This is a genomic window from Aquimarina algicola (assembly GCF_006443095.1).
In the GTDB taxonomy this organism is placed as follows: domain Bacteria; phylum Bacteroidota; class Bacteroidia; order Flavobacteriales; family Flavobacteriaceae; genus Aquimarina; species Aquimarina algicola.
On the sequence record NZ_VFWZ01000001.1, the window covers coordinates 223,640 to 249,698 of the forward strand.

Sequence of the window (26,059 nt, forward strand, 5' to 3'; positions counted from 1 at the left end):
ATTTTAAATTCGTTATTTTTAACCTAAATAGATCTTTATGAAGTTTCGTAAAATTCTAAATCATTTGGTCTTTTGGGTTTTATTTCTGCTGTTGTGGAGTGTGCATGACCTGAATTACCATAGTAGTGTTGTCGAAAATATAAAGAATAATATTTTTACCTTTATACCTTATGCGCTATTGGTGTACATAAATTTATATGTTTTAGTGCCCAAGTTCTTATTAAAAAAACAGATTATTTCCTACATTTTACTTCTTGTATTAGGTATTATTGCAATAACATTTTGTTGTTCATACTATCTCTCATACGTCTTTACATATATTAGCTTAAGTATATCTACGTCAGAATTTTTCTTAAGTATTTCAGGAAAAATAGCCATTGTAACAGAAATTATTTTGGCATTATGCTTATCGATGACTTTATTTTTAATTGATGAATGGTATAAAAAGGAAGGATCTATTAAAGAAATAGAACAGAAGCAAATAGAAACAGAACTCAATTTATTAACCAATCAGGTAAGTCCTGAAGTGCTTTATAATTCATTAAATACGATTTTTAATGCTTTAGGAAGGAACGTAAATAATGGTAAAAAGATTTTGCTTCAATTTTCGGAGATGTTAAGTCAACAATTGCATGAAGAACAAAAAGAAACAAAAGACCATATCTTTATTAAGTGTGATGGTATGATTGTTAAAATAAAGATTGATGAGGTTCTTTTCATTACCACAGCCAAAGACTATGTACAAATTCATACGAATAGTGATAAATATCTGACTTTAGTTTCGTTAAAACATCTTGAAGAAGAATTACCTAAAGAAAAATTTGTTCGAATTCATCGATATTATCTGGTAGGTCTAAATCATGTCAAAAAAATTGAAGGTAATTTAATATATGTTGGTGATCATAAAATTAAGATCAGTAGAACTTTTAGAAATGAAGTCTATAAATCTGTAGTTGGTAATAGACTTGTAGAACGTATGTAATAGAATACTATTTTAGTAAATAATTCAGAGGAGTTTAAGCAAAATGCGTATCAGATGTGACTTCTCTAACGTTCTGTTTTAATTTTATTAATTTTTTGCCCTCTCACAGGCTCTCCCTTTTCTCTTAATACATTATTCTCATAGTAGTTTTTGAACTGTGCAGGTAGTCCTAAACCATTGAGATAGTCGGGTGTGTTCTGCATATGATAATGCAAATGAGGTCCAGAAGAATTCCCACTATTGCCCGCTTTACCAACTTCTTGCCCTTTTGTAACCATATCTCCAACGGATACTATAATAGATCCTTGCTTAAAATGTGCTAAAAATGAATATTCACCATTTAGATGATCTATTGTTATATAATTTCCAGCGATATTACTACTGTTAATATCACTATTTACAATTCCCGGTTTACTATTGTCTTCAATATTATTTTCTACAGCAATTATCTTTCCACTACCAGGAGCATTTACTGTTGCTCCAAATGTAAAAGTGTCTTCATTTGTGCCCCCATCCCCAGAATAAGCACTATCATCTACTAATTTGAAAATATCATAAGCATATCGTTGACCCGTGCCATGAGTAATAAAATGATGCCTTCCTTCTATATGTGTTCTTCCTCCTGCAGTTACATACCATTCTCCATCTATTGGGAGCTCTAGATCTGTTTTTGTTTGATAGTTCAAATAAATATCTTCATCTAACTTTCCATCATCTCCAATCAAAGTATCTGTACAGGAGACTAATAGCATATTAAAACTGAAATAAATAAGCCTTTTCATGATCTAAAATTTAAAAATAATACAAAACCTAATTGTTGTTGTACTTCTCGAAAAGCACTTGTAATTTGTAATCTCTCGTAATTAAAATTATAATTAAAGGTAAAATCAAATTGCTCGAAGGGGGAGTATTTGTAGCCAAAACTCCAGGATAACCCTTGATAATCTTTTAGTGAATATATTCCCGAAGTTGCATGCGTACTCCTAAAAAAAATAAAAGGAACTGACAATTCAGAAAATAAACTGTGTTTTTCATTAATTCTATAATTAAATATACTTGCTAAACTGAAAGATTGGCTGAATAAATTTCTTTCTCCATTTCTCGTAGAATACGTTGAAATATTACTGTTGGACTTTAAACCTAAGTGAATAGAAAAATTATCGTCATTATATATATTCTTTACATAAGAAATCCCTAACCCTAATTTTGTATACCCCAAATTTAAAACAGGAATGACATCGGTTTCCAGTGTGGATTCTAAATAATCAAACTCTATATTAAATAAATTCTTCTTTTTAGTAATTCTCTCATAGCCAATTTTATAGATCAAACCTGTATAATCATAACGAGAAACAGGAGCTATTTCTAAATTTTTAAGGGCTCCAAAATTATAACTTGTAGTAAACTTCAATTTGTTCTTGGTCTTAGAATTACCTACAGTAGTTTGAGCAATTACAGAAAATATTGACATTAAAAATAGAAAGAGGAATAGTTGTATTCTCATTTTTTAAGGTTAAAATCAAAACAAATAAAGAGAAATAAAAACCTCAAATTGTAATTAGTTGACAAACGTTGAGTCTTTGGTTATAAGCGTTATAAAGTAGCTTTGTTTATAATAATTATATCTTTTTTTGTTTAAAATATTCAAAATGAATAGACCAACTACACTATTGGTTGTTGTAGGACACCTACTATTTTGGTTTTTCAATTATTGGTTTATTGCCTTTGGTTCAGAATTAAATTGGAATGGTTTTACAACCTCTTCAGGCAGTTTAGCTTATGCATACAGTTATGGGATTTTTTTCAATATTGCGGTATTTTATCTTCAAGCCTTTTGGTTATTTCCAAAGTTTTTTTTGCTTGATAAAAAATTGAGTTTTTATGTGCTTTTTGTTATTTCAATCTTGGTGTTTTCTATAATTGAAACCTATTTTGATTACTTACTTTATATGACTTATGATATAAATGAACCACTAATTGGAAGTTTTATAACAAATACCATATTTCATATTTTATATGGAGCAACTGGTTTTTTCTATATTTTAAATTTTGAGTACACAAAAAATAAGAAATTAAAACAAGAGCTCTTAGAAGAAAGCTTTAAAACGGAATTGAAGTATTTGAAAGCACAATTAAATCCACATTTTCTATTTAACGGGATTAATAATATTTATCATTTAATAGATAGGGATAATGTTTTGGCTAAAGAAACATTACTTCAATTTTCAGGTCTTTTACGTTACCAATTATATGAGAGTGGAAATCATATTTTACTGGAAAAAGAACTGGACTATATATTGAAGTATATAAAAATCGAAGAGGTCCGTAGGAAATCTGATATTGAATTAGATTATGATATCAAATTAGAAAATCCAAAATTGCAAATCGCACCTTTATTATTGATTCCTTTTATTGAAAATGCCTTTAAACATTGTAGCTATCACATAGATAACACTATAAATCTAATTAAAATAAAAATTGAAGAAGCAGGAGGGAGGCTTACCTTAAATGTTGAGAATAGCTTTGATGATGTTTCAGCTAAAAAAGATTCGGTAGGCGGGATTGGGTTACAAAATGTAAAAAAACGATTGTTCTTATTGTATCCAGATAAACATAAATTGAATATCGAAAAAAGCAAAGACAAGTATAAAATAAACTTATCAATTAACTTGTAACACTTAAAATGAAAAAACTCAATTGCTTAATAATTGACGACGAGCTTTATGCTAGAGAGGGGATTGCAAATTACTGCAAGGAAGTATCTTTTTTAAATATTATCGCACTTTGTAAAAATGTATTACAAGCAAATCATCACTTAGAAAAAAATCAAATTGATTTGATCTTTTTGGATATCAACATGCCAATGATACAAGGGATTGATTGGTTAAAGGAGTTAAAAAATGCTCCTTCAATTATCATCACGACTGCTTACGAAAAATACGCTTTAGAAAGCTTTGAGTACAATGTTTTGGACTATTTAGTAAAACCCATTTCTTTGAAACGATTTTTACAGGCGGTTAATAAAGTTGCTAATTATCATAGCAATTTGACTAAAGAGAAGTTTCTTTTTTTTAAAATAGAAAAGCATCTAAAGAAAATAAATCTAAAAGATGTGCTATTTGTAGAAGCTATGCAAAACTATGTTAAAATTGTTACTACAGATGAAGATATCATTATCAAAATGCCTTTAAAGAAACTCAAAAATCAGTTACCAATTGAGGACTTTATACAAACACATAAATCATATATAATTTCTAAAAATAAAGTGGATAAGATAATAGAGAATACAATTGTTATTGGCACATATCATGTTCCTGTTAGTGTTCGGTTAAAAAGTAGCGTTTTTAGTAGTTTTAAGCTAGAAGTGTAGAGACAAAATATGTATAGAATGAGAATTAATTATTATTTAATAAAATTCGTTAGATTGTGTTTATAGACATTTCCAATTGGAATGTTTACATCATTAATTTTTAATCTATTTCCTTGAATAATGTCGATTTTTCTTATAGAAACAATATAGGATTTATGGATGCGTAAAAATTGTTTTTCAGGTAACCGCTTCTCAAAATTTGCCAAACGGTCTAATGAAGTAATGATTTCATTGGCTAAATGAATTTTGACATAGCTCCCCAGGCTTTCTAGGTATAGAATTTCATCCAATGATACTTGGTGTATCTTTTTATCACCTTTTATAAAAATACTTTCAACAGAAATTGTCGGATTTTCGTTTTGAATTGATTGTGGTTTTGAGTTTTGTTTTCCTGATCCATCTAATAATTCTTTTTGATTCTTAACTTTTTGTATGGCTTTTAAAAAACGTTCAAAACTAAAAGGCTTTAATAAGTAATCCATTACATTCAATTCATAACCTTCCATAGCGTATTCCTGGTAAGCTGTAGTTACAATGACCAAAGGCGGATTAGTTAGTGTGCGTAAAAAATCTAACCCTTTTAATTCGGGCATATTAATGTCTAAAAAGATTAAATCAACTTCATTTTCATGTAAATAATTGAGAGCTTCCAAAGCAGAATGACATTCTTTCTGAATGGTTAAAAACGAAAGGTTGTCACAGTATTTTTTGATCACTCTATGAGCCAAAGGCTCATCATCTATGCTAATACACTTCATCATATATTCAACTCTAAATTTACACAAAACACATTGTTTTTAATGGTAATGTCTAGTGTATGTGTTGTAGGATAAATTAAAGATAATCTTCTTTTTACATTTTCAAGCCCTATACCTGCACCTTTGTTCTCATCTGTAGCTTTAAAATTGTTTTCAATATAAAATCCAACAGTATTTTCTTTTACGTGTAATTTAATTTTCAGGAAAGCATCTTTTTCAAGCAAATCAAACCCATGCTTAAATGCATTTTCTAAAAATACAATCAAAATCATAGGCGCAATACGTAATTGATCATTTGTAATTTCTTTTTCAAAATTAATATATCCACGTTGATGATGACGCATCTCTTGTAATTTGATATAGTTTTCCAGATACGCTACTTCACTACTAATAGAAACAGTAGCTTCTTTACAATCGTAGATAGTATAGCGCATCATTTCAGAAAGTTTTAAAATTACTTCTGAGGTCTCGTCAGATTTTTCTAAAGAAAGTGCATACAGATTATTCAAGGTGTTAAAAAAGAAATGAGGACTTATTTGATTTCGTAATGAAGACAGTTCCATTTGAAGTCTGTCATTTTCAATTTGCTTTATTTTGGAAAGCTGTATAAACCATCGATAGGAGAGATTCACTAAAGTAGTGACTAACATAATAAATGCTATAGCCATTACTCCCGAAAATGGTGTAGTTTTAGGTTCTTCGATTTGATTAAACCAATGTTCATCAATCCATGGTTCTGCAATGCCAATAACTGACCCCCAAATAATAATTAGTAATATTAGATAGATAGCGTATTGGATATATTTTTTTGGAACAAGGTATTTGGGAATCAACCAATATACTTTTAAAAACACTGGAGGCGCTAATAACAAAAAAATACTACTGGCTGCCTGGAAAAAATAAAAAAGAAATGCGTTAAAAGTTAATGTACTCAACTCAGATATTGACATTAGCATTGCAATAATTATCGAAATACTAAACAGTGTCAACGTATTGACAATAATTATTCTTTTGTGATTTATTAATTCCATAATCCGTAATAACTACAAAAGTATCAAAAGTATCAATGAAGTTCTATTCTTATTAATGAACTCACCATAGCATCACACAAACTACCCTTTTTTATCAATAAACTTCATTCATTAATGAAACTGATCTTTTTGTTTTTGTGATCAGCTATTTGATTAAATAAAATTGAAAAGTGACGCATTTAAAAGTTCTTTTGAAGCAAGATTAATAAACGTACTGATATGAAACTCAAAATAGAACACTTAAACAAAACATATGCTAATGGTGTAAAAGCTTTGAATGACCTTTCATTAGAAATAGAAACAGGAATGTTCGGGCTATTGGGCCCAAACGGAGCAGGAAAATCATCTTTAATGAGAACTCTGGCTACATTACAAGAAGCTGATAGCGGAACAGCACACCTGGGAGAAATCGATATGTTAAAAAACCCAGTAGCTGTGAGAAAAGTATTGGGCTACTTGCCGCAAGAATTTGGGGTATATCCAAAAATTACTGCAAAACAATTGTTGGATCATTTAGCCATCTTAAAAGGGGTTGTTCATTATAAAGAACGAAAAGAGTTAGTGAACTATTTATTGCAAAAAGTAAATCTATATGAAAAGCGAAATAAAGCAGTAAAAAGTTTTTCTGGAGGGATGAAACAACGTATAGGGATAGCACAGGCATTAATTGGTAATCCAGAGTTAATTATTGTCGATGAGCCTACAGCTGGTTTGGATCCGGGTGAAAGAAATAGGTTTCATAATCTTCTTGCTGATGTTGCTGAAAATATCATTGTGATTCTTTCTACTCATATTGTAGAAGATGTCAGAGAATTGTGCCAACATATGGCTATCATGAACAACGGGCAGTTAATTTGTAAAGGAAAACCTCAAACAGTCATTGAAGAAATAAAAGGTCAGGTATGGCAAAAAATGATTTCTAGAAATGAATTAGAACATTATTTACAAGAGTATAAAGTGATTTCTAATAAAATGATAGGAGGGAAGCCATTAATTCATGTTTTAGATACCCAACAACCCGGTGATGGATTTACACAAGTATTACCTACTCTAGAAGATGTTTTTTTCTCAAAAATAAATACTGTTTCATCTACCAATTAATTATAAACTCAAAACTATGTTTAGAACATTTTTTTTTAAAGAAATACTAACGGGCCTCAAAAGCCCAATGTTATATATTTTTCTGTTTTTATTTACACTCATTACGACAGTTGGAATAACTAATGAAAATATTACACTAGGCGGTGCTGTTGGAAATACATTAAAAAATGCACCGCATATCATGACTTTTTATGTTGGAAGGTTATCTCTTTTCGGGCTTTTAATTGCCACTGCATATTTTAATAATGCTGCTTTAAGGGATTATCATCACAATTTCAACAACATCATATTCAGTACTCCTATCCGTAAAATTAACTATTTTTTCGGGCGTTTTTTTGGAGCATTAGTATTAGCTATAATCCCTTTGTTAGGCGTTTTTTTAGGGTTTATAATAGGAACAAATTTAGGTGTAGAAAGTGGCATGATTCCCTCAGACAGAATGGGAGTTTTATATGCAGAAGCCTTTATTAACAATTTCCTGTTATTTATTCTGCCAAATATGTTTATCGCAGGAGCAATTATTTTTGCAGTGGCTAATACTTGGAAAAGCACCATTTTCTCTTTTATTGCTACGATAGTCATCATCGTCGGGTATTTAATTTCAGGAGCATTTTTGCAGGATATAAGTACAGAGAATTTAGCAGCATTGACCGATGTATTAGGGATTAATGCTTATACTGTAGATAGCAAATATTACACAAGTATAGAAAAGAATACCACTATTATCTCTTTTAACGGTTTATTATTTTGGAATAGAATTGTCTGGATAAGTGTCGGGGTTATCATGCTGTTGATTTCATATCTATCACTGTCTTTCACTAAGAAAAATCAAAAAGTAACTAAGATTAAGAAAGAAAGTAACCATTCAAAAGCTACTGAAACATTTCATTTCCCAGTAGTTAAAACGATGTTTAAACTCAAAACAGTAAGGGCACAATTCATAAGTCTTTTTAAAGTCAATTTTTATGTGCTTTTTACAAGTAACACTTTTAAGATTATGCTGTTATTAGGTGCCTTAACGTTATTGAATAAACTTATAAACGGATTTGAATATTATGGTTTACAATCATACCCCGTAACCCACAAAATATTGGATTTTAGCCGCCCAATAAGCATGGTAGTCGGTATGATTATGCTTGTTTTCTTTAGTGGAGAATTAGTTTGGAGAGAACGTAATAATCATATTAATGGAGTGATCGATGGAACACCGCATCATTCTTTTACAATTTTATTTGCTAAACTATTCGCTTTAATAAGCATAAATGTAGTATTTGACCTCTTTTTAATACTAATTTCCATATTCTATCAACTGGTTAATGGATATACAAACCCAGAAATTGAAGTATATGTTTTAGATTTTTTATATTCCGGTTTGCCTTTTTATATCACATGGGCTTTTATTTTTATGGCACTTCAAATCTTTATTAACCATAAATACTTAGCTTATTTTGTTTCTGTATTGTTGTTATTTTTATTTGAATTTATCATCATAGATACATTAGGGATTCGCTCATACATGTTAAATCTTGGTTTCACACCTGATTATACGTATTCAGATATGAACGGATTCGGGGCAGTGCTCATTGCAAAAAATTGGTTTAGTCTATATTGGATACTTTTTGGAATTATTTTGACAACCTTTGCCAGTACTTTTTGGGTAAGAGGAGTTTCAAAAGGAATCCGAAACCGATGGACATCTGCCCGAAAACAATTTACAAAAACATATGTGAGATATACTGTCATTGTGACTGTAGTATTTATAACAGTTTCTAGTTTTACGTATTACAATACACAAATTCTAAATTCATATCATACAGAAGATGAACTGAAAGCAATGCAAGTATCCTATGAAAAGAAGTATAAAAAATATGAAGGGATTTTACAGCCAAAAATAACAGCTATTGATTACAACGTTGCTATGTATCCGAATGAAAGAAATGTTAAGGTTAATGCAAAACTGACAATACAAAATAAAGGAACAACACCTATAGATTCATTACACTATTCGCTGATAGATTTTATGGGATTTGGAACCGATGGTATGACGTTAAAGAAATCTAACTGGAAGAAAAAAGTAACTATTCCAAATGCAGCACTACTACATGATGATACAGCATTAGGATATCAGATTTTTAAATTACATAAAGCTTTACTACCAAACGAAACTATAGATATTGAATTAAAGGCAAATTATAGCAGTCAAGGTTTCGAAAATACAGTATCTAATATTCGAGTTGCTCAAAATGGAACTTTTTTTGATAGTTCAGACATCTTACCTGTTTTTGGATATGAAGTAGTTAATGAGATTACTGATATTAATGATCGTAATTCCAATGGTTTACCTCCTCAAAGAGGAATGAATGTGCTAGAAGATCAAAATGCAAGAGGCGAAAATTATGTTTCAAGAGGCTTATCAGACTGGGTAGATATTTCAACAATAATTTCTACAACAAGCGATCAAATTGCTGTTGCTCCAGGGGCTTTAGAAAAACAATGGAAAGAAAAAAATCGTTCCTATTTCAAATACAAAAATGATCATAGTTCTTTAAACTTTACCAATTTTATGTCGGCCAGATATGAGGTAGCTCGTAAAAAATGGAACGGAACAGCAATTGAAGTGTACTATGATAAAGCACATGCCTATAATATTGATATTATGCTCAATGCTGTAGAAAAAGCATTGCAATACTATACTCAAAACTTTGGACCTTATTTTCATAAACAAGCTAGAGTAGTTGAGATTCCCAGATATTATAATTTTGCGCAAGCATTTCCTGGAACGATGCCCTATACAGAAGGAGGAGGTTTTATTACAAATCTTTCAAATACCGAAGATTATAATATTATTCATTCGACAATTGCCCACGAGATTGCACATCAATATTGGGCACACCAAGTTGTTGGGGCTAATGTTCAAGGGTCAACCATGTTATCAGAAAGTTTTGCAGAATATTCTTCTCTAATGGTAATGAAAAATGAACTGAAAGATCCGATTAAAATGAAGCGTTTCCTGACTTATGATTTTGAACGTTATCTAAAAGGAAGGGGTACAGAAAATGAAGAAGAAAAACCATTGTATAAAGTAGAGAATCAAGCGTACATCCATTATGGAAAAGGAAGTTTGATATTATATGCTCTGCAAGAATATATAGGAGAAGATAAAGTGAATGAAGCATTACAGAATTTTCTAAAAGCATATGCCTATAAAGATGCTCCTTACCCTACAACATCTGATTTTATAGACAACTACTTAGAACCACAAGTCCCCGAACACTTGAAATATTTACTTACGGATTGGTTTAAAAAGATTACGTTATATGATTACAGTTTGGAAGAAGCTACTTATACTCTTAAAGAAAATGGCAAATACGAAGTAACAATGTCCATTAATGCTACCAAATTTAACGTTGATTCTACTGGGAAAGAACATGAAGTTCCACAACATGATTGGGTTGAAATTGGTTTTTATAAAGACGCTGAAGAAAAAGAATTGCTTTTCACAAAAAAGGTACTGTTTACAGAGAATCAAATGAATTTTACTTTTGAAGTAGATATTCTTCCTGTAAAGGTAGCCATTGACCCCAAGCGCTTGTTAATAGAACGTGTTATCGATGATAATGTAAAAGATGTTTCAAAGATGTAGTAAATTTTTAGGTAACCAAAACTTCGAAAAGCTTAACATAAGCACTACTTATCGGATATCTTAATCATCATAGTAGGGGTATTGAATTTAGCAGAAAGTTCTATTAAATTCAATACTCCTTACTATTTCTATACTATAGAATAGTATATGAGAGGCATAGAAAGTATTTCTCCTGTATCTATGTCTATTCTTGTAGTTTCTGTGAACCATTTTTTACCCTATTTTGTACTATAATGTACTTGCATTATGTGACTTTGCTTTAGTAAAAAGCCTTTTACGACTCAAATTTTCTTGGATTTTTTTCTTTCTAAAAATTTCTTTAAAAATGTAATGGAATACTCTTTTTGCAGAAAGGGCAGAGGAGTGGAGGCAAAATGTGTATGGAATGGGAATGATTACAAGAACATTAATTAGGGTTTCTTAATTTTGGAATGTTTAATGAATATTGTATATTGCACCAATAGTATGATTATTTAAACATTTAATTATGTCAACAATTAGAAAAACGATCACATTTACAGAGAAACAGGATAAGTGGATAAAATCTCAGATTAAGTCAGGAGAGTTTACAAATGATAGTGAATATCTTCGTGATTTAGTAAGACGTGACCAAGCTAAAAAAGCAAAGTTTTCTGCACTTAAAGCTGCTATAACTGAAGGCATGGATAGTGGTATTAGTGATAAATCTGTGCCAGATATTATGAAAGAAGTCGAAGAACGTATGAGAGCAGATGGGCGTTTATAAAGTATCAAGAAAGGCAGAGATCGATCTTGCCAAAATGTATGAATATGGTATTGAAACATTTGGGTTAAAACAAGCCAAGGATTACTTATTAGGAATGCACATGCTGTTTCAAGTATTAGCAGATAATACTAGTCTTGGACGTGACGCATCTGAATTTATTCTATCATTAAAACGATTTTCTTATAAATCTCATACTATTTTCTATATAACTACAGATATTGATATTTTGATTATTCGTGTATTAAACCAAAGTATGGATTATGAAAAGAATTTATAGATTTTAATTCGCATCTACATAATATGGAATTATAGCTTACAAATGGCATAACAACAAGATATAATCTAAATATGATATTTGTACTATAATGTACTTGCGTTATGTCACTTTGCTTTGGTAAAAGCAAAGTTTTCTTGCACTACATATTCTTTAAAAGTTTTATAACGAAAAGCTTCTTTAAAAAAGGTAATGAAACACTTATTACCCGTTCGACGATAGGAGAGTAGGGGAATGTGTGTGGAATGGGCTCAAAAATAGTAGTATTAAATTACTTCTAAACTAAATTTTATCCTATCTAAACTGTTTATTCTCCCTGTTTAATTTTTTATACTTCTATTATTTTTTGAATTAGGTCACCTTGCAAGCATAATATCAAAAAACGAACAGTTATGTCATTTACTCGTAAATTATTTCTAATTACTTTATTAATTATTATGTCCATCTTCCAAAATCAAGTATATGGGCAAGAAAAAGGCACTAAAAACACCTTAAAAAATCTTATTGGTAATGAAGTTTCCACCGATTCAATTGAAGCATTTATTGAATCACAGATGAAAACATTTGATGTACCAGGCTTGTCTTTGGCACTTATTAATGACGGTAAGGTTGCCTATCACTTAACAAAAGGATATGCAGATATAGGTGAAGAGAAACAAGTTTCAAAGAGCACCCTATTTGAAGGAGCTTCGCTTTCAAAGCCATTATTTGCATATTTTATTATGGGTTTTGTAGAAGAAGGAATAATAGATTTAGATAAACCTCTTTACGAATATTTACCTTATGAAGCTATTGCTCACGATGAGCGCTACAAAAAAATAACAGCCAGAATGGTACTTACTCATACAACAGGATTTCCTAACTGGAGATCAGATTATAAAGAAAACAAATTATTCATCTCCTTTGAACCAGGAACAGCCTTTCAATATTCTGGAGAAGGGTATCAGTACTTGGCTAAAGTTTTAGCACATATTTTAAAAACAGACGATGCTGGTTTAGAAGAAATATACCAAGAAAGAGTTGCTTCTAAGTTAAACCTGAAGTACACAAAATTTATTCAAGATTCTTATAATATGAAGAATAAAGCAGAGGGATACAAAGATGAAAAAGTTGTTGGCGAAGATGATGACCCAAAAATATTTGGTTCGGCATTTTCCATACATTCAGAAGCTTTAGATTTTTCTAAATGGTTAATTGCTTTAATTAATAAAGAAGGCTTATCCAAAGAAAGCTATGACGAGCTTTTTAAAATTCAATTTACTTTACCCGATGGACATCCTCAAAAACAATTAGGTGTTACAGACTGGACACTTGGGTTTGCAAAAGTTACTTTGCCCTTTGGGTCAGCTTATGGACATGGTGGTAACAATGCTGGTTATACTAGTATTTTTGTTATCGAACCTGAATCAAAATGAGGTTATGTAATGTTTACAAACGCAGACCAATCACAACTTCCAATGGTATTTCTTCAATATTTGATGACTCCGTAATCATCATTTTATTTTTTATAAATTTACTGATATTGAAATATGAATACTATTAAACTAAATAAATCGGACTATAAAATTATTGGCGGTTATCTTTTAATTGCTACAATATTTCTAATTTTTAAATTCTATGTTGATAAGTACACTCTGGTAGAATATTTTATAGATATTCCTGTTTTTTGGCTTAAAGTATTTTTATTAATGTTTATAATTAAAGAATTGCTTTATTATTTTCTAATAAAAAATAAAAATTTTGTTGCTCTAGCTGTTTTAAGTTTATTAAGTTTTTGGTTAGTTGGTTTTATTACTTTTTTATCTGGTGAAATATCGCGTGATGGTTTTGTTAATTGGAAAATACTTAAGCCTTTTGGTGAATTTTTTTTAATGAATGTTTATAGCTCTTTAGGTGATTTAGCCATTCCACTGGCATTAATTTCGGCTAAAAAATATTATGAATATCAATTAAGAGCTACTACGTTTTCAAATACTCAAAAAGAACTAGAATTAAGGTTATTAAGGTCTCAATTCAATCCTCACTTTTTATACAATAGTTTGAACACTATTGATGCACTTGTTGATTATTCACCTAAAGAAAAGGTAAAGGAGTATATTTCAAACCTAGCTTCTTTATATCGTTATTTAATAAAAACGAATGAAGAAGACATTGTGAGTTTAGAAGATGAAATAGTATTGGCTAAAAACTATATTTATTTTATTGAAACACGATTTGAAAATGACTATCAATTTAATATAACAGAAGAAAACCTTGTTACAGATAAATACTTACCGAGTGGCGTATTATTAACGGCGTTGGAAAATATTGTTAAACACAACCAACCCGAAAATAATAGGGTAATTGTTACAACAATTAAAATTGAAAATAAAGATGTAAAGGTTATCAATACTATTTCTAAACCAAAAGAAACAAATGAGTCTTTTGGTACAGGATTAAAAAGTTTAAAAAAACGTTATGAATTACTTTCAGACAAGATGATTGAGATTGAGGAATCTGAAAATGAGTTTATGATAACATTACCATTGTTAAAAATTGTAGACTAAAAAGTATTAAGAACCTATGAATATTCTAATTATAGAAGATGAAACTCCAGCATTTAAAAAGTTATTTGCTTATGTAACTGAATCTTTAAAATCAGATTTTGAATATACTCATACACGCTCTGTTAACGAATCCATATCATATCTTGAAAAAATGAGTTATGATTTGATATTATCTGATATTAAAATAATAGGAGGGATGTCATTCGATATTTTCAATGCTATAGAAGTTTCAACACCAATAATTTTTTGTACTGCCTTTGATGAACATTTGTTACAAGCATTTAAAACTAACGGAATTGCTTATATTTTAAAACCTTATGCTCAAAAAGATATTGATGAAGCACTAAATAAGTATCAAAGTTTATTTCATAAAAAGTTCAACGAAAAAGATTTTTTTCAACAATTTAAAGTTGTTATTGAACAAAAAAATAGTTACAAAAAACGATTTGCTATAAAAAAACCTGAAGGTATAAAACTCGTAAATACTGAAGATGTTTGTTATATAGAAGCCTGTGGGGATTTTTGTAAATTCAAAGATACTAATGCCGAGTTACACAGTATCTCAAAATCTATAGGTTTATTATGTAGTGAGTTGAATCCAGAACATTTTTTTAGAATAAACAGAAGCTATATAGTGAACATTACTTTTATAGAAAAAATAGTATCCTACAGTAAAAATAGGTTATCAATAAAGGTAAAAGGTTTGTCTAATTCTTTAATTACGAGTACTGCAACAACCAAGGATTTTAGACAATGGATTGATAGATGAAAGTATTTAAACTATTATGTAAAATAGAGCTATAGAGCTTACGTTTTTACACAGATGAAGCGTTGGCAAAAGCGATTGAGTCGTACATTGTTTCCAAAGTTTTATGCAGCCTTGATTTTTTTGTTTAGCTCACAAGATTATTATTGTTTAAGTGTTCGTGAATCTCCTAAAGTCGATTTCTTTTTGTATCAAGACAAAAAGATATGCAAACCCTTAAAATGTTTAATCTGTGTTCTACAGTTAGCATGTGTATAGAAATTATCTCGTTAGAGTAATTTTATACTTATGCGGGAACCTTCACGAGAATGGCGTAAAAACTTTTATCACGTATATATTTTATCAAATACGCGATTTATAAGCTACCTAAAAGTGTTTGCTTTTTTTGGTGTGGCCAAGCGTTGGCAAATTGTGTGTAGAGAAAAATGCATTAAGCATTTTTATTTACAAAACAATAAAGCGGTTGGGCGCGGCAATTTTACATAACGGCAACTGCGAAGCAATCATGAACTCCAAAATTTAAAATATTAACCTTGTGAGTAAATTATAGCTACAAATGTGAGCGGGATGATTAAACAATAGCTTTTTTGGAATTATTAATGACCCAAGTAGCTACGATTACTATGAAATAGAATTATCCTGGGATATTTTTATAATATTACATTATAGCTACGAATGTGTAAGGCATGTCGCAAAACGGCTTTGACATAATATCTGTCGATATAATACGCTACCGCGTAGTTATATCTGATATTATATCAAATACGTGGTATTCGCCTTTTTGCTACAATAAATACATTTGTACTATAATTTATAGTATGCGAAACTGATTTTTCGGTTTTTTTATATATATTTGCCATGTTGAAAAAATGTTAGCCCGTTAAGTGAGTTGTGTCCTTTTCGGGCATTTTTTTTATATTATACTTATTTTGAGCGTTGTAGGGGTTAAGCTACGCTGCGAAACAGGTTTTAAGTGTAATACTTTTTACTCTTCTCCAAAATTATTTCTAGTGACCCAGCCAATTTTTCTACCTATAACTTTAGATTTTTTGTTGTATTCGTAAAGCTTCATGTAATGGAATTGCGGGTGCTGCTGAATTCGATAAGCTGCTTTTTGCAAAGACGTATTGGTGATCTTAAACCACTTATAATTACCGTCAAGCCAAACAACTTTAGCGATTGAACTTTTTATATACATAAGAACATAAAAAAAGCATTAACGTACTTACGCAATGCGATTATGTGGATTATGGGTACAAAAAAAGCCTTTTAATGTGTATTGTTGTGTCATAATGTAGTGTTTTGAAGTGTTGAAATTCAATGTTAGCACAAATGTATTATTTTAAATCAAAAACACAAGCAAAAGACATATTTTTTCGATGAAAGGCTTTTTTTGTATATAAATTTATGGTTTTACCGCAATTTAATTACTGTAAAGTATTAATTTGTCTACCGTTCGGATGATCTCCTTTAGTTACCGTAAAGATATTATCACCACTAGCAAACATATCCTGTCTGCCATCTATAAGAATTCTGTATGATTCTCCTAGTTCAAGGTTATCGGTTGAATAAAGAACTTGGTCATTATTATTGTCAATTCTATCCATACGTATAGTAGGAGGGAAGTCTCTTGTAGCATGACTAGCTGTCACATTGTTTCCTTGATCTGTATGAGAACCACCACCAAATTGAGAAGCAAAATACACAGGGTCATTCGAATCTGAAACAGGAGCTTCGTCCACTTGTTCTGAAGGAAATTCGTAAACGTTATCATTCTGTATATCAAGAAATTGCCCGTTTGTAAAATCTAAAAAACGTCCTTCGTCAATATAATCTTGTAGGTGTATCAATACAGGACTAGGAGCTAAAACATTGTACGATTCGATATCTTCTAGCGGGTAATTTTCTGGATTGTCCGATTTGAAGTAAAAACGTTGTCCGTTGCTCACAAAAGCAATAACAGTTCCTGCCTGTCTTGTGGTCACTTGCTTGGACGCTGGAATGGGTAAAGTTTCCATTTTTCCAAGATCATTTATATATATCAAATGCATTACTTAAACTTTAATTGTGAATAATATTTTGAATCTAATTTGCTAACTAAATCAGTCTCTAGAGAACGACCTACAGCGACTGTTTTGTTATAGACTTCTTTAACTCTATCCCACTGAAAGGAAGTTGATAAGCCGTTTATGGTATCAAATACCTCTTTATCATTTTCACTCCACGAGCGAGGATCCCACGCAGGATAAATTGTTCCTAAGTCATGCCCTAAACGAATAGCAGCGTTTCTAATTATATCTTTTTCAAGAGCATCAGAAACACCACTATTACTTAGAACTTTATTTGCGTCTTCTTCGACGTTTTGGTTTACTTTTTTTTTTTGAATACAAGTACTAAAGCTAATATTGCTATAACACCGTAATACCAGTACTTTTTTGCGTAATCTAATACTATTACCATTTTGTTTGTTTTATGAGTTATTAATTATCTTTTTTTACGTTTGTTTTTTCCTGAATACTTAATAATTAAGTACTGTGCAAATGCTAGCAGAGCGAAGAGAACAAAAAAAAACCTAGGAGTGTTTTTGTACCTAATGGAGTTTTTACAGTATCGGAAAGGTTAAACCACTTTTGCTTGTAATTGGAATCCTCTGCGTAATTGCTCTTTACAGTAGCGTCAATATATGTGCTAGTTGTTCCGTCAGGAATGTTAAAATATTTTTGGCGCTCGAAATAATCCCTGATACTATCAAGATGATTCTTATAAGTAGCATGACTGCGATTCGTACCAGTGGCAAAATTTTTTCTAACCTTTGCTTGACGCATTCCAAACAAGTTGTGATTTTCTTTAAAAATAGCACTGGTGAAACCGCCTGTTTCCAACCATGCTTGCGCGTAAATTGTTTTTGTGGGTACACGATTGTAGGAATATAGTTGTTTAATTACCCATATATATAAGAACAACTTAAACTTTAGAAGTGATGCTTTCATTATTTGGGGTTTTTAGTTTTTCAAATTTATCTGCTGCGAAGTTTAAAACTTCTACTAGTGTTACGATCATTGCGCCATATTTAGCAGCAATCTTTATAACCGTAATAATTGTATTTAATGCTTTCATAAAGTGTATTTTATCTTGTGAATTTTCCGAAATATCCAGTTACTTTTTTTCCACTGCTTGTATGACCTGAACCGTTAGGACTGATAACCATACCGATTTCTTGCAAAACAACAACACGAGTACTCATATTCATGAGACAAGGTATTTTTTTCTCCTGGCCGCTTGATTGATAAGTGACAACAGCCATCATTTTAACATATCTATGACCTGATTCAGATTCAACAGGCTTTTTGTAATCAGTGTTATAATATGGAGCAACAGTAGCGGTTATCATACCTCTCGACCTACTTTTATTCCATGCGTTTATGATGTCTTTTCCCTGAAAGTCACCCTTACTGATCTTCTTATATACAGCACCTGACTTCTTAGCGTTTTGCTGCTGGTTTTGATTTTGGTAACCGTTATTGTAATTACCTCTATTGTTATTATATGCCATTATATTGATTTTAATAGTTATTTTTAGCGTCTTCTAGGTTTATTTGATGAAAATAGCTTAACAGATAATAAAGTGACTAAAACAACGCTTAAAACACCTAATGCAAGTTTCCACCAGTTTTTTTCTAACCAGCTTTCTGTTGCTTGCCTGTTTATTTCGCGTCCTTGATCTGTTCTACCTGCTTCATCTACAATAACACCGCCTATTCCCCTTAGAATTTCATCACGTCTGCCCCATGTTTGAGCAGCTATATTCTTAAATTGCTCGAATATATTAGAGCTTGTTTGAGTAGGAATGTTATTAGCTGTTGTTCCGGTTTGTTTTATGATATCATTCACGATTGAAGGATTTTTGATAATTTCTTCTAAAATCGAGTCATTAGGCTGTTGAACGATGCCAGGTGTTTGACTTCTTGAATTAGGTTTAGATACAGCACCAGTAGAACCAGTACCAGCAGCAACAGTTTGCAAAAGCTTTTCTTTTAACTTGTTTGTATCATTAATAGTGATATAACCAAGTCTAAGAGCATTACCGCGTCTATATGAATGTGAAATACCATGAGCTTTCAAAAAGGCTTCTGATTGCTCTAATATTGATCTTGAAGAATGCTTCACACGTCCTAAGTCAACACCTTGAGCAAGAATGTTTAAAACGTCTCTATTCGCCATGTTAAGTATGTTGTTAAAGTTGTTTGTTAAATTTGTTTTGTAATCTTTTACAGAATCGTAAGTGTTAAACCCTCGTCTTATAGTGTCAACAACTCCGTTATTTAGTTCGTAACCTTGTTGTAATGGGTCTGCCGCATTTTGAAACTCATTAAACGCATGCTTAAAATTCCCATCATCAATAGCGTCTGCAATATTTCTTATTCGGTTAACTTGATCTGTTAATAGGTTTGTTGGGAGTCCTAGAGAATTGGTTACTTTTCTTGTAAGCCTAGACAAAGCGTCATCACCTTCTAATTGTTTGATAGCTCCTAGACTTGCATTGTTTAGAAAAGTATCTGCAAAAGATCCAGCGGTAAAACTATCGGGAAGTTTGAAACGTCCTGTAACGCCAAATGTGGCTTTGTCAATACTTCTACCTACATTATCAATCCCACCATTTATACTTCTACCTATTCTTTTTATTCCTTCTGCTGGGTTTCTAGCTACAGCTCTAGCAGTTCTACCAACCTCTCTAAAAGGTTTACTTATTGCTTTACCTAAATCTTTGAAAAATCCCATAGAAGTTTTTTGAAGAATCCCCTAATCTCTGCCTTACGGGGCATGCGAGTAGGGGAAGAATGAAACACAATTAATGAAGAATGATTATATTTTATTGAACTGAATTGTAAAAGGTTTTAAGATAGAATGTAATAGGGTCACCGCCATCAGAGTAAACATCTAATTCAACAGCACCTATAAGAGACAAAGAAACTAGACCTTCAACCTCGGGTTGCACACTACCATCGCTTCGATCTATAATTTTTTCAGAGTCTAAGAATCTTGAAAGCGCAATGATTTCAGGTTTTTCCAACTTGATAGTACGACCGTTTTCATACTTGACGTTCATTTCGTCAATTTTATCAACGCCTTCAATAACACATACATGGCTGTTTTCAACGTTAATCAATCTGCTACGTTCGTCAGCGTTCATAACATTTCTTTCTACTCTTACAGTGTTACGAGCTATAGAAGGATAATCAATAGTGTTGATTTTATACTCTACAGCAGCTTTAAGACCTTTAAGGCTGAACTTTAAAGATTCATCACCATTTAAAGGGATTGAGTGACCAATATTTAAATCAATGATAGCTTCGAAACTTGCATCATTTTGCTGAACTGTAACATCACCGTTCAGAGTAAGTGCAATCAATGCTTTTAAGGGAATATCAGTGAATATTTTGTGGTTATTACCATTTGATCTTTCTATGTAAGCGGTAATGCTTTCATTGGTTAAAGATGCAAAAGGTTGAGAGCAGGTAAGCATTAATGCACCTACTGGGCGCGTAATGCGTTCCTCGTTTAGTTTTGTTTGTCCTGTTATTTTTACAATTTCCATATTTATTGCTTGTTTTGAACTACAAATAAAATCACAAAAAAACGCGACAATCTAAAATTATCGCGTTTTATCTAACAATATCGTATTTTGTCTAGTTTTTAAGCAAAAAATTTTTATTTAAGTTGGCACACAAAAGTAAGCGTCTACGTGAGATTTTGTGACTCTTTTAACGTTATATTCTTTGCGTATTTCGGTTAAGAGCTTTGCTGCATAAGAAACGCTATAACCTGTTTCACTTGATAATTGTTTGGCTGTGTAATTTTTAAGCATGCTTTATTATGATTATTGCAGTTATTACTGTTATTGCCCAGAAAATGAAAAATTTTAGTTCTAAGCTCATTTTGTTTTCGTTTGGTTTTATGCGTTTCATTAGAAATCTAATTTTAATTCTTGGTAATATACTTTTGGCATTTCTTGAAAAGGGGAGGGGTTATAGTCTTCGAAAGGGGTTTCGAATTGTTCCCAACGATTACAAGTATCGTATTTCTTTTGCACTTCAGTCCACTTTCTACAGAAACCTACGTGATCGTGCCTTTTGTGATCAAAAAAGAATTCACAGGAACTACACGTATTTGGCTTTGTTTTAGTGCGTTTGAATGAAAATGCATAACCTCTATAGTGATCAACGTTTTTACTCATAATTTAGTGTTTTTTATAATAAGTTGTTTGAATTGTTTGTAATTGTTTTTTGCGTTTGAGCTCGTGCATTGTCATACATAGTTCAAAAGCTTGATCTGAAGTAAGGTTGAATACTTGAAAACAAGAGTAAAATTCAACTTGAAATATTTGTTCATATTCACAACCTAACTTAATTAGAGCCTGAATCATAAAAGGTTCGTTTTCGAATGATATATATTGTCTCATGAGCAGTGTTTTTTAAGGTTAATTGAGTTTTGAAAGTGACCACCTAGTCTAAAAGCGGTATGAGCGTCTTTGACTTTAAATTTGATAGTCCAGAAATTTTGTTTAAGACAATATTTTGCAGAAACTATAGTGCAGCCATAAACGGTGCGAACAGATGCTCTAAAAGTTTCGAAATCGTCATTGTGTAATGTGATCTTAATTTTTATCATATTTTTTTAGTAGTTTTTGAAAATCTTGTAGTTCTTTTTCTGTCTGTGCTATTGCTTTATCGCATAAATCAAAAAATTCTAGACATCCTTTTGAAATTTGCTCAATGTTGAAATTGTGTTGTTGTATACGTTTTTGAGTTTCTTTAATTAGTTGTTCAAGTTCCTTAGATGTCATATCTCTAAAATTTGATTTATCGATTTTACCCATTGTTTACTTATTTGAAGGCGGTTATTTTGTTTTGTTGTCAATTGTTTTCCTCTGTGAATTCTGTTTTCAAACTTCGTTAAGCGTAGAACATGGTACGCTAACATAATTCGTAAAGGGAATAGGAATGTTTTTGTTAGTTTCATAGTTCATCTAATTTGGTTAGCAATTCATTGTAGGTTACAAACTTCATTGTAAAATAATCTTCGTCTTTTTGGCCTCTTGAATCTTTAATTTTTGAATCATAATAGACTAGTTTTTCAATCAAAAATTGTCTGAATTCCAGTAGCTTTTTTTTGTGTTCCATTTGAGTGTTTTTTTAGGGTTAATTATTAACATATTTGTTAAGGTAATCCCGACTATCATTAGTCGGGATTTTGTCATTTTTGAGAATGACAAAAAAAGAGGTCTTTTTAATCATATTTTAAAGCCTAATTTTGACAGAAAATGACCTGCGTTATCGTTACGTTGTAAAAGTCTATTTGAGTTCTCAGAAACGCTCGTAAATGAGTTTATAATTTTCTTTACTTTGGTTTTAGTTCTTGATCTAGCAACAGGGCAATCTATATCATGAATAAAGCCCACTAAACGCTCTGTGTCAAAACCTAATTCAATAAGTTTTTCTATATAATATCTGATTGCGATATCCATAGGTTTTAATCCTTCTGTAGAGTGTGAAACTTCACGTTTTCTCGTATATAACGGAATACCTGTTTTAGCGATACTATAGAGCTCTTTAGAAGGAATTGAAAGCAAGTCATTAAGAGTCTTTAGATCATGCGTTAAAACGCCTTTTTTGCGCAAATAAGCGAAATGTTTTGAACTCTTAATAGTAAACTCAAAGCGAAAAAGATTATTTAGTATACCTGCTGGCATAGGTTCTAAGTATGCTTTATAGAAAGTAAGGGATTTTTTTTCGTCAAGTAATTCAGCACCTTTATAATAAGCGATCATGTGAGGAATACTAGGAGTTGCCTTATCACGCTTGTTAAACTCGATACCAATATTATTTTCTCTATTTGGAAACCAAACCAAAGGTTCTTTTGCAGGTAAAAGAGTGGTTTTAATCATCTTTTGGGCAACCTGAAATTCTTTAGGGGTGATATTTTGGTTTATGCAAATGTCTATATCAGTGACTAATCCATCCAAAAAATGGTTAAAATCAACCCAAAATATACCAAAATCCATGATGTCATTATAAATAGCACGTATATTTGAGGCTTGAATACCATCGAAATAGTTTTTCTTAAGCATTTTAGCAGACAATTGTATAACTAGGTATTCGATTGATTTTTTATGTACGTTGATGTATGCTTTTGGATAAAAACGATAAGTTATACCGTTAGTAACTCGAACAACTGGTTGGGCTTTCTTTAAATCATCGTCAAGAAGTTCAGAACTAGGATAATAAGCGACATATTCCTCAATTAAACGTTTGTCTAAAACGTTGATCTTTGACATCTTGATTCTGATTCGTAACGAATCTATTAATGCAGTATCGTAGGTAACCATAACTAGAAACTTAAAAAACTGATTAACAGAAAAGTATGAGGATATTTTGTACTATAATTTATATTATGTAAAATAGAATATTTGTAAAGTTTACCTTCCTTCTTATGATTTCAAGTTATAGTGACTGTATACCACTTTCTTTATTTTTTATCAGACAATGCAATTATCGCTCCTTTATAATTAATTGCTGTTCGAAATGTACTATTTATTGCAATCGTACCTGTTAGATTTGGAGCCAATGTTATAAACACATCGTGATTGTCATTATTTGTTTTGGCAGAAAATCGTATTTCATAAACTTGTTTGCTATCATTTTTTTGAATCTTCAAATCACTTGGTTGCCCATTAAACTGTATCGCCACGTCTTGACTATTATAAGTCGTACTGAGCCTTCGTTCTCCAAAAAATGGTAAATACATAGAAATACTATCTTGATCTATTTTAAAATAATTAGCATTACCAATTAAATTAATCGCATTTGCCGAACTACCAGGCTGAAGAAGCCCACTATTTGCAATTTGTGAAATACTATTAGTTACCATCGGATATGCCCAATCAGACTGTATCTCAAATTTTTTAGAATGGATTAATTGATCTAAATTTTCAATTTGAGAAATTGTATATGCTGTCTTTTTAGATGAAGAACAACTGATACATAGGCAACTAAAAGCAACCAGAAAAATAAGTTTAATTTTCATTTGTCTATACCTTACTTTATATTATTCTTTATCAGAATTGTCATCATTTGCTAATAATTCACCATTACCGGCTATAGCAAATTGATCTCTCTTTGAACCATATCCAAAGTTTGAAGATCTTCTATACTTATTCTGAAAATCAGCAAAACGTCTTGTTCTTTTTGGCTTTTCTTTATTTTTCATAATACTAAAATTTTAAAATAAAACATCCTTTAGTACTCTCTAATTTATTACTTTTTTTATATTCAATTCGTTCATTTCTATTACTTTATATTTATTTTATGAATTTTTTCTGATTTTAATTATCAATTATTCTTAGTACGATAATCAGTAATTCATTACATTGGGATTATAAAATTGTAGTTCAATGAAGATCATTTTCGGAATCAAAATACTTATTTATATTATTAATATACAAGGGTTTAGCCAGATTACACCTCCTAATAACTCTAGACAAAATACATCTGATAAGTATGCACTAATCGATGATGTCAAAAATTTAGAATTCGATACCGAAAAATCTAAGATTTCGTTTGATTTTGTAGAAGAAAACACAAAAGGAACTATCTCTATTGTTGACTTAAAAATTAATTTTAATCCCAATGATGTTGATAATGCGAGCTTTAGTGGTAAAGCCTCTGTAAAAACTATCGATACCAATAACTTTTTGCGTGATGGTCATTTGATGTGGGAAAAGTTTTTTTATAAACGAAAATACCCTACAATTTCTTTCAAAAGTAATCAAGTGGTTTCTTTTGGTAAAAACACCTATAAAGTAATCGGTAATCTTACCATCAAAGGTGTTGAAAAAGAAATCATCATTACATTCTCTTTGAATGATTCCACATTATTAGGAAAAACAACTATTTACACCAGTGATTTTAACGTGAATATTCATGACGAACGTCTAAAGAATAAGTTAGACATAGAGTTTCATTTTCCTATTGTAAAATAGCAAATGCTGAAAACTTGCCATGATGAGTTAAAGAAAAAGGAATATCAATTTTGGTATGATTGTTTTTAAGTATTGGGATTCCGTTAGTATCTTTATCCATATGTATTTGTAACGCTTTTACCGACTTATGATTCAAAAGTTCTTTTACTCTTTTTTTTGCCTCATATTTTCCAGTAAATACTTCAGAAGTATAATTTATATTTGATAAGAATGCAACACTATAGATATATTCGTTTGTTATAGAGGTATTTATCTCATATTCAAAATCATCAATGATTACTCTTTTTTGGATAGTATCACATTCAAAACTTTTGGGATTGTATTTTGGTTGTAACCCAAATCGTCTCTGATGAGCCTTATAAGTCGCTTCTTTCATTGTCCATAATATCCAAACTTCTCTCTCAGGATTTGTAGACTTGAGTATAAGATTTTGTTCTTTAGGAGTATATATTTTTTGCATCCAACCCCTCCTCTGCCAATTACTTTGTATGTGAGCTAATTGTATGTCTACAATATCATTTCCGATCACTTTTCAGCTAGTTTTTGTTCAATAATTGATACAGACGCACCAACAGTAAGCATTTTTTCCATCGCCTCATTATCAATTTCTATATCAAACTCGTCTTCTACATCTAAAGCTACATCTACGAGGTTTGCAGAATTGATTTCTAAATCTTTGATAAAATCAGTTTCTTCATTTAACTCACCTAGTGCCTTCTCATTCTGAACATATGGAGTAATAATAGTCTTTAATTTTGAAAGTAATTCTTCTTGTGTCATCAGTTTTTATAATTCTAATATTTT

At 30.9% G+C, this 26,059-nt stretch carries 31 protein-coding genes; 11 read left to right on the forward strand and 20 right to left on the reverse strand.

From position 1 onward, the window contains the following. Window positions 1-37 precede the first annotated feature (37 nt). A complete protein-coding gene (locus FHK87_RS01005; protein WP_140588730.1) occupies window positions 38-982 on the forward strand; it encodes a LytTR family transcriptional regulator DNA-binding domain-containing protein in 945 nt (314 codons plus the stop codon). Window positions 983-1,047: 65 nt separating this feature from the next. Here FHK87_RS01005 and FHK87_RS01010 read toward each other — a convergent pair whose 3' ends face one another. Then, entirely contained in the window at window positions 1,048-1,764 is a 717-nt protein-coding gene (locus tag FHK87_RS01010) for a M23 family metallopeptidase (protein WP_140588732.1), read from the reverse strand. Next, window positions 1,761-2,486, reverse strand: coding sequence for a hypothetical protein (locus FHK87_RS01015; protein ID WP_140588734.1), 726 nt, complete (start codon window positions 2,484-2,486; stop codon window positions 1,761-1,763). Before FHK87_RS01015 ends, FHK87_RS01010 begins: the two co-directional genes overlap by 4 nt. Before the next feature lie 145 nt (window positions 2,487-2,631). On the opposite strand from FHK87_RS01015, the gene FHK87_RS01020 reads away from it, so the two are divergent. Then, entirely contained in the window at window positions 2,632-3,657 is a 1,026-nt protein-coding gene (locus FHK87_RS01020) for a sensor histidine kinase (RefSeq protein ID WP_140588737.1), read from the forward strand. An 8-nt stretch (window positions 3,658-3,665) separates the two neighbouring features. After that, window positions 3,666-4,352, forward strand: coding sequence for a LytR/AlgR family response regulator transcription factor (locus tag FHK87_RS01025; RefSeq protein ID WP_140588739.1), 687 nt, complete (start codon window positions 3,666-3,668; stop codon window positions 4,350-4,352). Between the two features lie 32 nt (window positions 4,353-4,384). Here the strand turns inward: FHK87_RS01025 and FHK87_RS01030 are convergent, their stop codons facing one another. Together FHK87_RS01030 and FHK87_RS01035 are read right to left on the reverse strand one after the other, a co-directional pair. Beyond that, window positions 4,385-5,113: a LytR/AlgR family response regulator transcription factor gene (locus FHK87_RS01030; protein ID WP_226293963.1), complete on the reverse strand. Its 729-nt coding sequence runs from the start codon at window positions 5,111-5,113 to the stop codon at window positions 4,385-4,387. Next, complete coding sequence (locus FHK87_RS01035) at window positions 5,110-6,141, reverse strand: sensor histidine kinase (protein ID WP_140588742.1); 1,032 nt, start codon at window positions 6,139-6,141, stop codon at window positions 5,110-5,112. Before FHK87_RS01035 ends, FHK87_RS01030 begins: the two co-directional genes overlap by 4 nt. 219 nt (window positions 6,142-6,360) lie before the next feature. Between FHK87_RS01035 and FHK87_RS01040 the strand changes: the two genes are divergently transcribed. The 7 genes from FHK87_RS01040 (at window position 6,361) to FHK87_RS01070 (ending at window position 15,219) form a co-directional block, all read left to right on the forward strand. After that, window positions 6,361-7,242, forward strand: coding sequence for an ABC transporter ATP-binding protein (locus FHK87_RS01040; RefSeq protein WP_140588744.1), 882 nt, complete (start codon window positions 6,361-6,363; stop codon window positions 7,240-7,242). 16 nt (window positions 7,243-7,258) lie between these two features. Next, on the forward strand, window positions 7,259-10,885 hold the full coding sequence (locus FHK87_RS01045) for a M1 family aminopeptidase (protein ID WP_140588746.1): 3,627 nt from the start codon (window positions 7,259-7,261) through the stop codon (window positions 10,883-10,885). Window positions 10,886-11,372: 487 nt separating this feature from the next. Then, entirely contained in the window at window positions 11,373-11,630 is a 258-nt protein-coding gene (locus tag FHK87_RS01050; RefSeq protein WP_140588748.1) for a type II toxin-antitoxin system ParD family antitoxin, read from the forward strand. Next, window positions 11,617-11,907, forward strand: coding sequence for a type II toxin-antitoxin system RelE/ParE family toxin (locus FHK87_RS01055; protein WP_140588750.1), 291 nt, complete (start codon window positions 11,617-11,619; stop codon window positions 11,905-11,907). The genes FHK87_RS01050 and FHK87_RS01055 overlap by 14 nt, the downstream gene beginning before the upstream one ends. Window positions 11,908-12,296: 389 nt before the next feature. Beyond that, complete coding sequence (locus FHK87_RS01060) at window positions 12,297-13,319, forward strand: serine hydrolase domain-containing protein (protein WP_140588752.1); 1,023 nt, start codon at window positions 12,297-12,299, stop codon at window positions 13,317-13,319. 114 nt (window positions 13,320-13,433) lie between these two features. Next, window positions 13,434-14,450 carry a sensor histidine kinase gene (locus FHK87_RS01065; RefSeq protein WP_140588754.1) on the forward strand — a complete coding sequence of 339 codons (1,017 nt, stop codon included), beginning with the start codon at window positions 13,434-13,436 and terminating at the stop codon, window positions 14,448-14,450. A 16-nt stretch (window positions 14,451-14,466) separates the two neighbouring features. Then, the gene (locus FHK87_RS01070) at window positions 14,467-15,219 is read left to right on the forward strand and encodes a LytR/AlgR family response regulator transcription factor (protein ID WP_140588757.1); all 753 of its coding nucleotides are present in this window, start codon (window positions 14,467-14,469) and stop codon (window positions 15,217-15,219) included. 1,424 nt (window positions 15,220-16,643) lie between these two features. Here FHK87_RS01070 and FHK87_RS01080 read toward each other — a convergent pair. From FHK87_RS01080 to FHK87_RS25995, 14 genes are all read right to left on the reverse strand, one after another. Then, a complete protein-coding gene (locus FHK87_RS01080) occupies window positions 16,644-17,267 on the reverse strand; it encodes a hypothetical protein (protein ID WP_140588759.1) in 624 nt (207 codons plus the stop codon). 492 nt (window positions 17,268-17,759) lie between these two features. Then, on the reverse strand, window positions 17,760-18,206 hold the full coding sequence (locus tag FHK87_RS01085; RefSeq protein WP_140588761.1) for a glucosaminidase domain-containing protein: 447 nt from the start codon (window positions 18,204-18,206) through the stop codon (window positions 17,760-17,762). After that, on the reverse strand, window positions 18,181-18,333 hold the full coding sequence (locus FHK87_RS25985; protein WP_226293965.1) for a hypothetical protein: 153 nt from the start codon (window positions 18,331-18,333) through the stop codon (window positions 18,181-18,183). The genes FHK87_RS01085 and FHK87_RS25985 overlap by 26 nt, the downstream gene beginning before the upstream one ends. Window positions 18,334-18,343: 10 nt before the next feature. After that, the gene (locus tag FHK87_RS01090; RefSeq protein ID WP_140588764.1) at window positions 18,344-18,769 is read right to left on the reverse strand and encodes a hypothetical protein; all 426 of its coding nucleotides are present in this window, start codon (window positions 18,767-18,769) and stop codon (window positions 18,344-18,346) included. 23 nt (window positions 18,770-18,792) lie between these two features. Next, a complete protein-coding gene (locus FHK87_RS01095; protein ID WP_140588766.1) occupies window positions 18,793-19,995 on the reverse strand; it encodes a hypothetical protein in 1,203 nt (400 codons plus the stop codon). A 91-nt stretch (window positions 19,996-20,086) separates the two neighbouring features. After that, window positions 20,087-20,812, reverse strand: a complete 726-nt coding sequence (locus FHK87_RS01100; RefSeq protein WP_140588769.1) for a hypothetical protein — start codon at window positions 20,810-20,812, stop codon at window positions 20,087-20,089. Window positions 20,813-21,181: 369 nt separating this feature from the next. Further along, window positions 21,182-21,451, reverse strand: coding sequence for a hypothetical protein (locus tag FHK87_RS01105; RefSeq protein ID WP_140588771.1), 270 nt, complete (start codon window positions 21,449-21,451; stop codon window positions 21,182-21,184). A 3-nt stretch (window positions 21,452-21,454) separates the two neighbouring features. Continuing rightward, the gene (locus FHK87_RS01110) at window positions 21,455-21,676 is read right to left on the reverse strand and encodes a hypothetical protein (RefSeq protein ID WP_140588774.1); all 222 of its coding nucleotides are present in this window, start codon (window positions 21,674-21,676) and stop codon (window positions 21,455-21,457) included. Further along, a complete protein-coding gene (locus FHK87_RS01115) occupies window positions 21,673-21,885 on the reverse strand; it encodes a hypothetical protein (protein WP_140588778.1) in 213 nt (70 codons plus the stop codon). Before FHK87_RS01115 ends, FHK87_RS01110 begins: the two co-directional genes overlap by 4 nt. After that, window positions 21,872-22,093: a hypothetical protein gene (locus tag FHK87_RS01120; protein WP_140588780.1), complete on the reverse strand. Its 222-nt coding sequence runs from the start codon at window positions 22,091-22,093 to the stop codon at window positions 21,872-21,874. The genes FHK87_RS01115 and FHK87_RS01120 overlap by 14 nt, the downstream gene beginning before the upstream one ends. A 139-nt stretch (window positions 22,094-22,232) precedes the next feature. Continuing rightward, window positions 22,233-22,397 (reverse strand): hypothetical protein, encoded by a 165-nt coding sequence (locus FHK87_RS25990; protein WP_226293967.1) that lies wholly within the window; start codon window positions 22,395-22,397, stop codon window positions 22,233-22,235. Window positions 22,398-22,507: 110 nt separating this feature from the next. After that, complete coding sequence (locus FHK87_RS01125) at window positions 22,508-23,551, reverse strand: hypothetical protein (RefSeq protein ID WP_140588782.1); 1,044 nt, start codon at window positions 23,549-23,551, stop codon at window positions 22,508-22,510. 191 nt (window positions 23,552-23,742) lie between these two features. Further along, the gene (locus FHK87_RS01130; RefSeq protein ID WP_140588784.1) at window positions 23,743-24,300 is read right to left on the reverse strand and encodes a DUF4251 domain-containing protein; all 558 of its coding nucleotides are present in this window, start codon (window positions 24,298-24,300) and stop codon (window positions 23,743-23,745) included. Between the two features lie 21 nt (window positions 24,301-24,321). Then, entirely contained in the window at window positions 24,322-24,483 is a 162-nt protein-coding gene (locus tag FHK87_RS25995; protein WP_226293968.1) for a hypothetical protein, read from the reverse strand. Between the two features lie 184 nt (window positions 24,484-24,667). On the opposite strand from FHK87_RS25995, the gene FHK87_RS01135 reads away from it, so the two are divergent. Continuing rightward, window positions 24,668-25,255, forward strand: coding sequence for a YceI family protein (locus tag FHK87_RS01135; RefSeq protein WP_140588786.1), 588 nt, complete (start codon window positions 24,668-24,670; stop codon window positions 25,253-25,255). On the opposite strand, the gene FHK87_RS01140 is transcribed toward FHK87_RS01135, so the two are convergent. Then, window positions 25,242-25,784: a 4'-phosphopantetheinyl transferase family protein gene (locus FHK87_RS01140; protein WP_140588788.1), complete on the reverse strand. Its 543-nt coding sequence runs from the start codon at window positions 25,782-25,784 to the stop codon at window positions 25,242-25,244. The two genes, FHK87_RS01135 and FHK87_RS01140, sit on opposite strands and share 14 nt — an antisense overlap. Beyond that, entirely contained in the window at window positions 25,781-26,035 is a 255-nt protein-coding gene (locus tag FHK87_RS01145) for an acyl carrier protein (RefSeq protein WP_140588790.1), read from the reverse strand. Before FHK87_RS01145 ends, FHK87_RS01140 begins: the two co-directional genes overlap by 4 nt. Window positions 26,036-26,059: the final 24 nt, after the last annotated feature.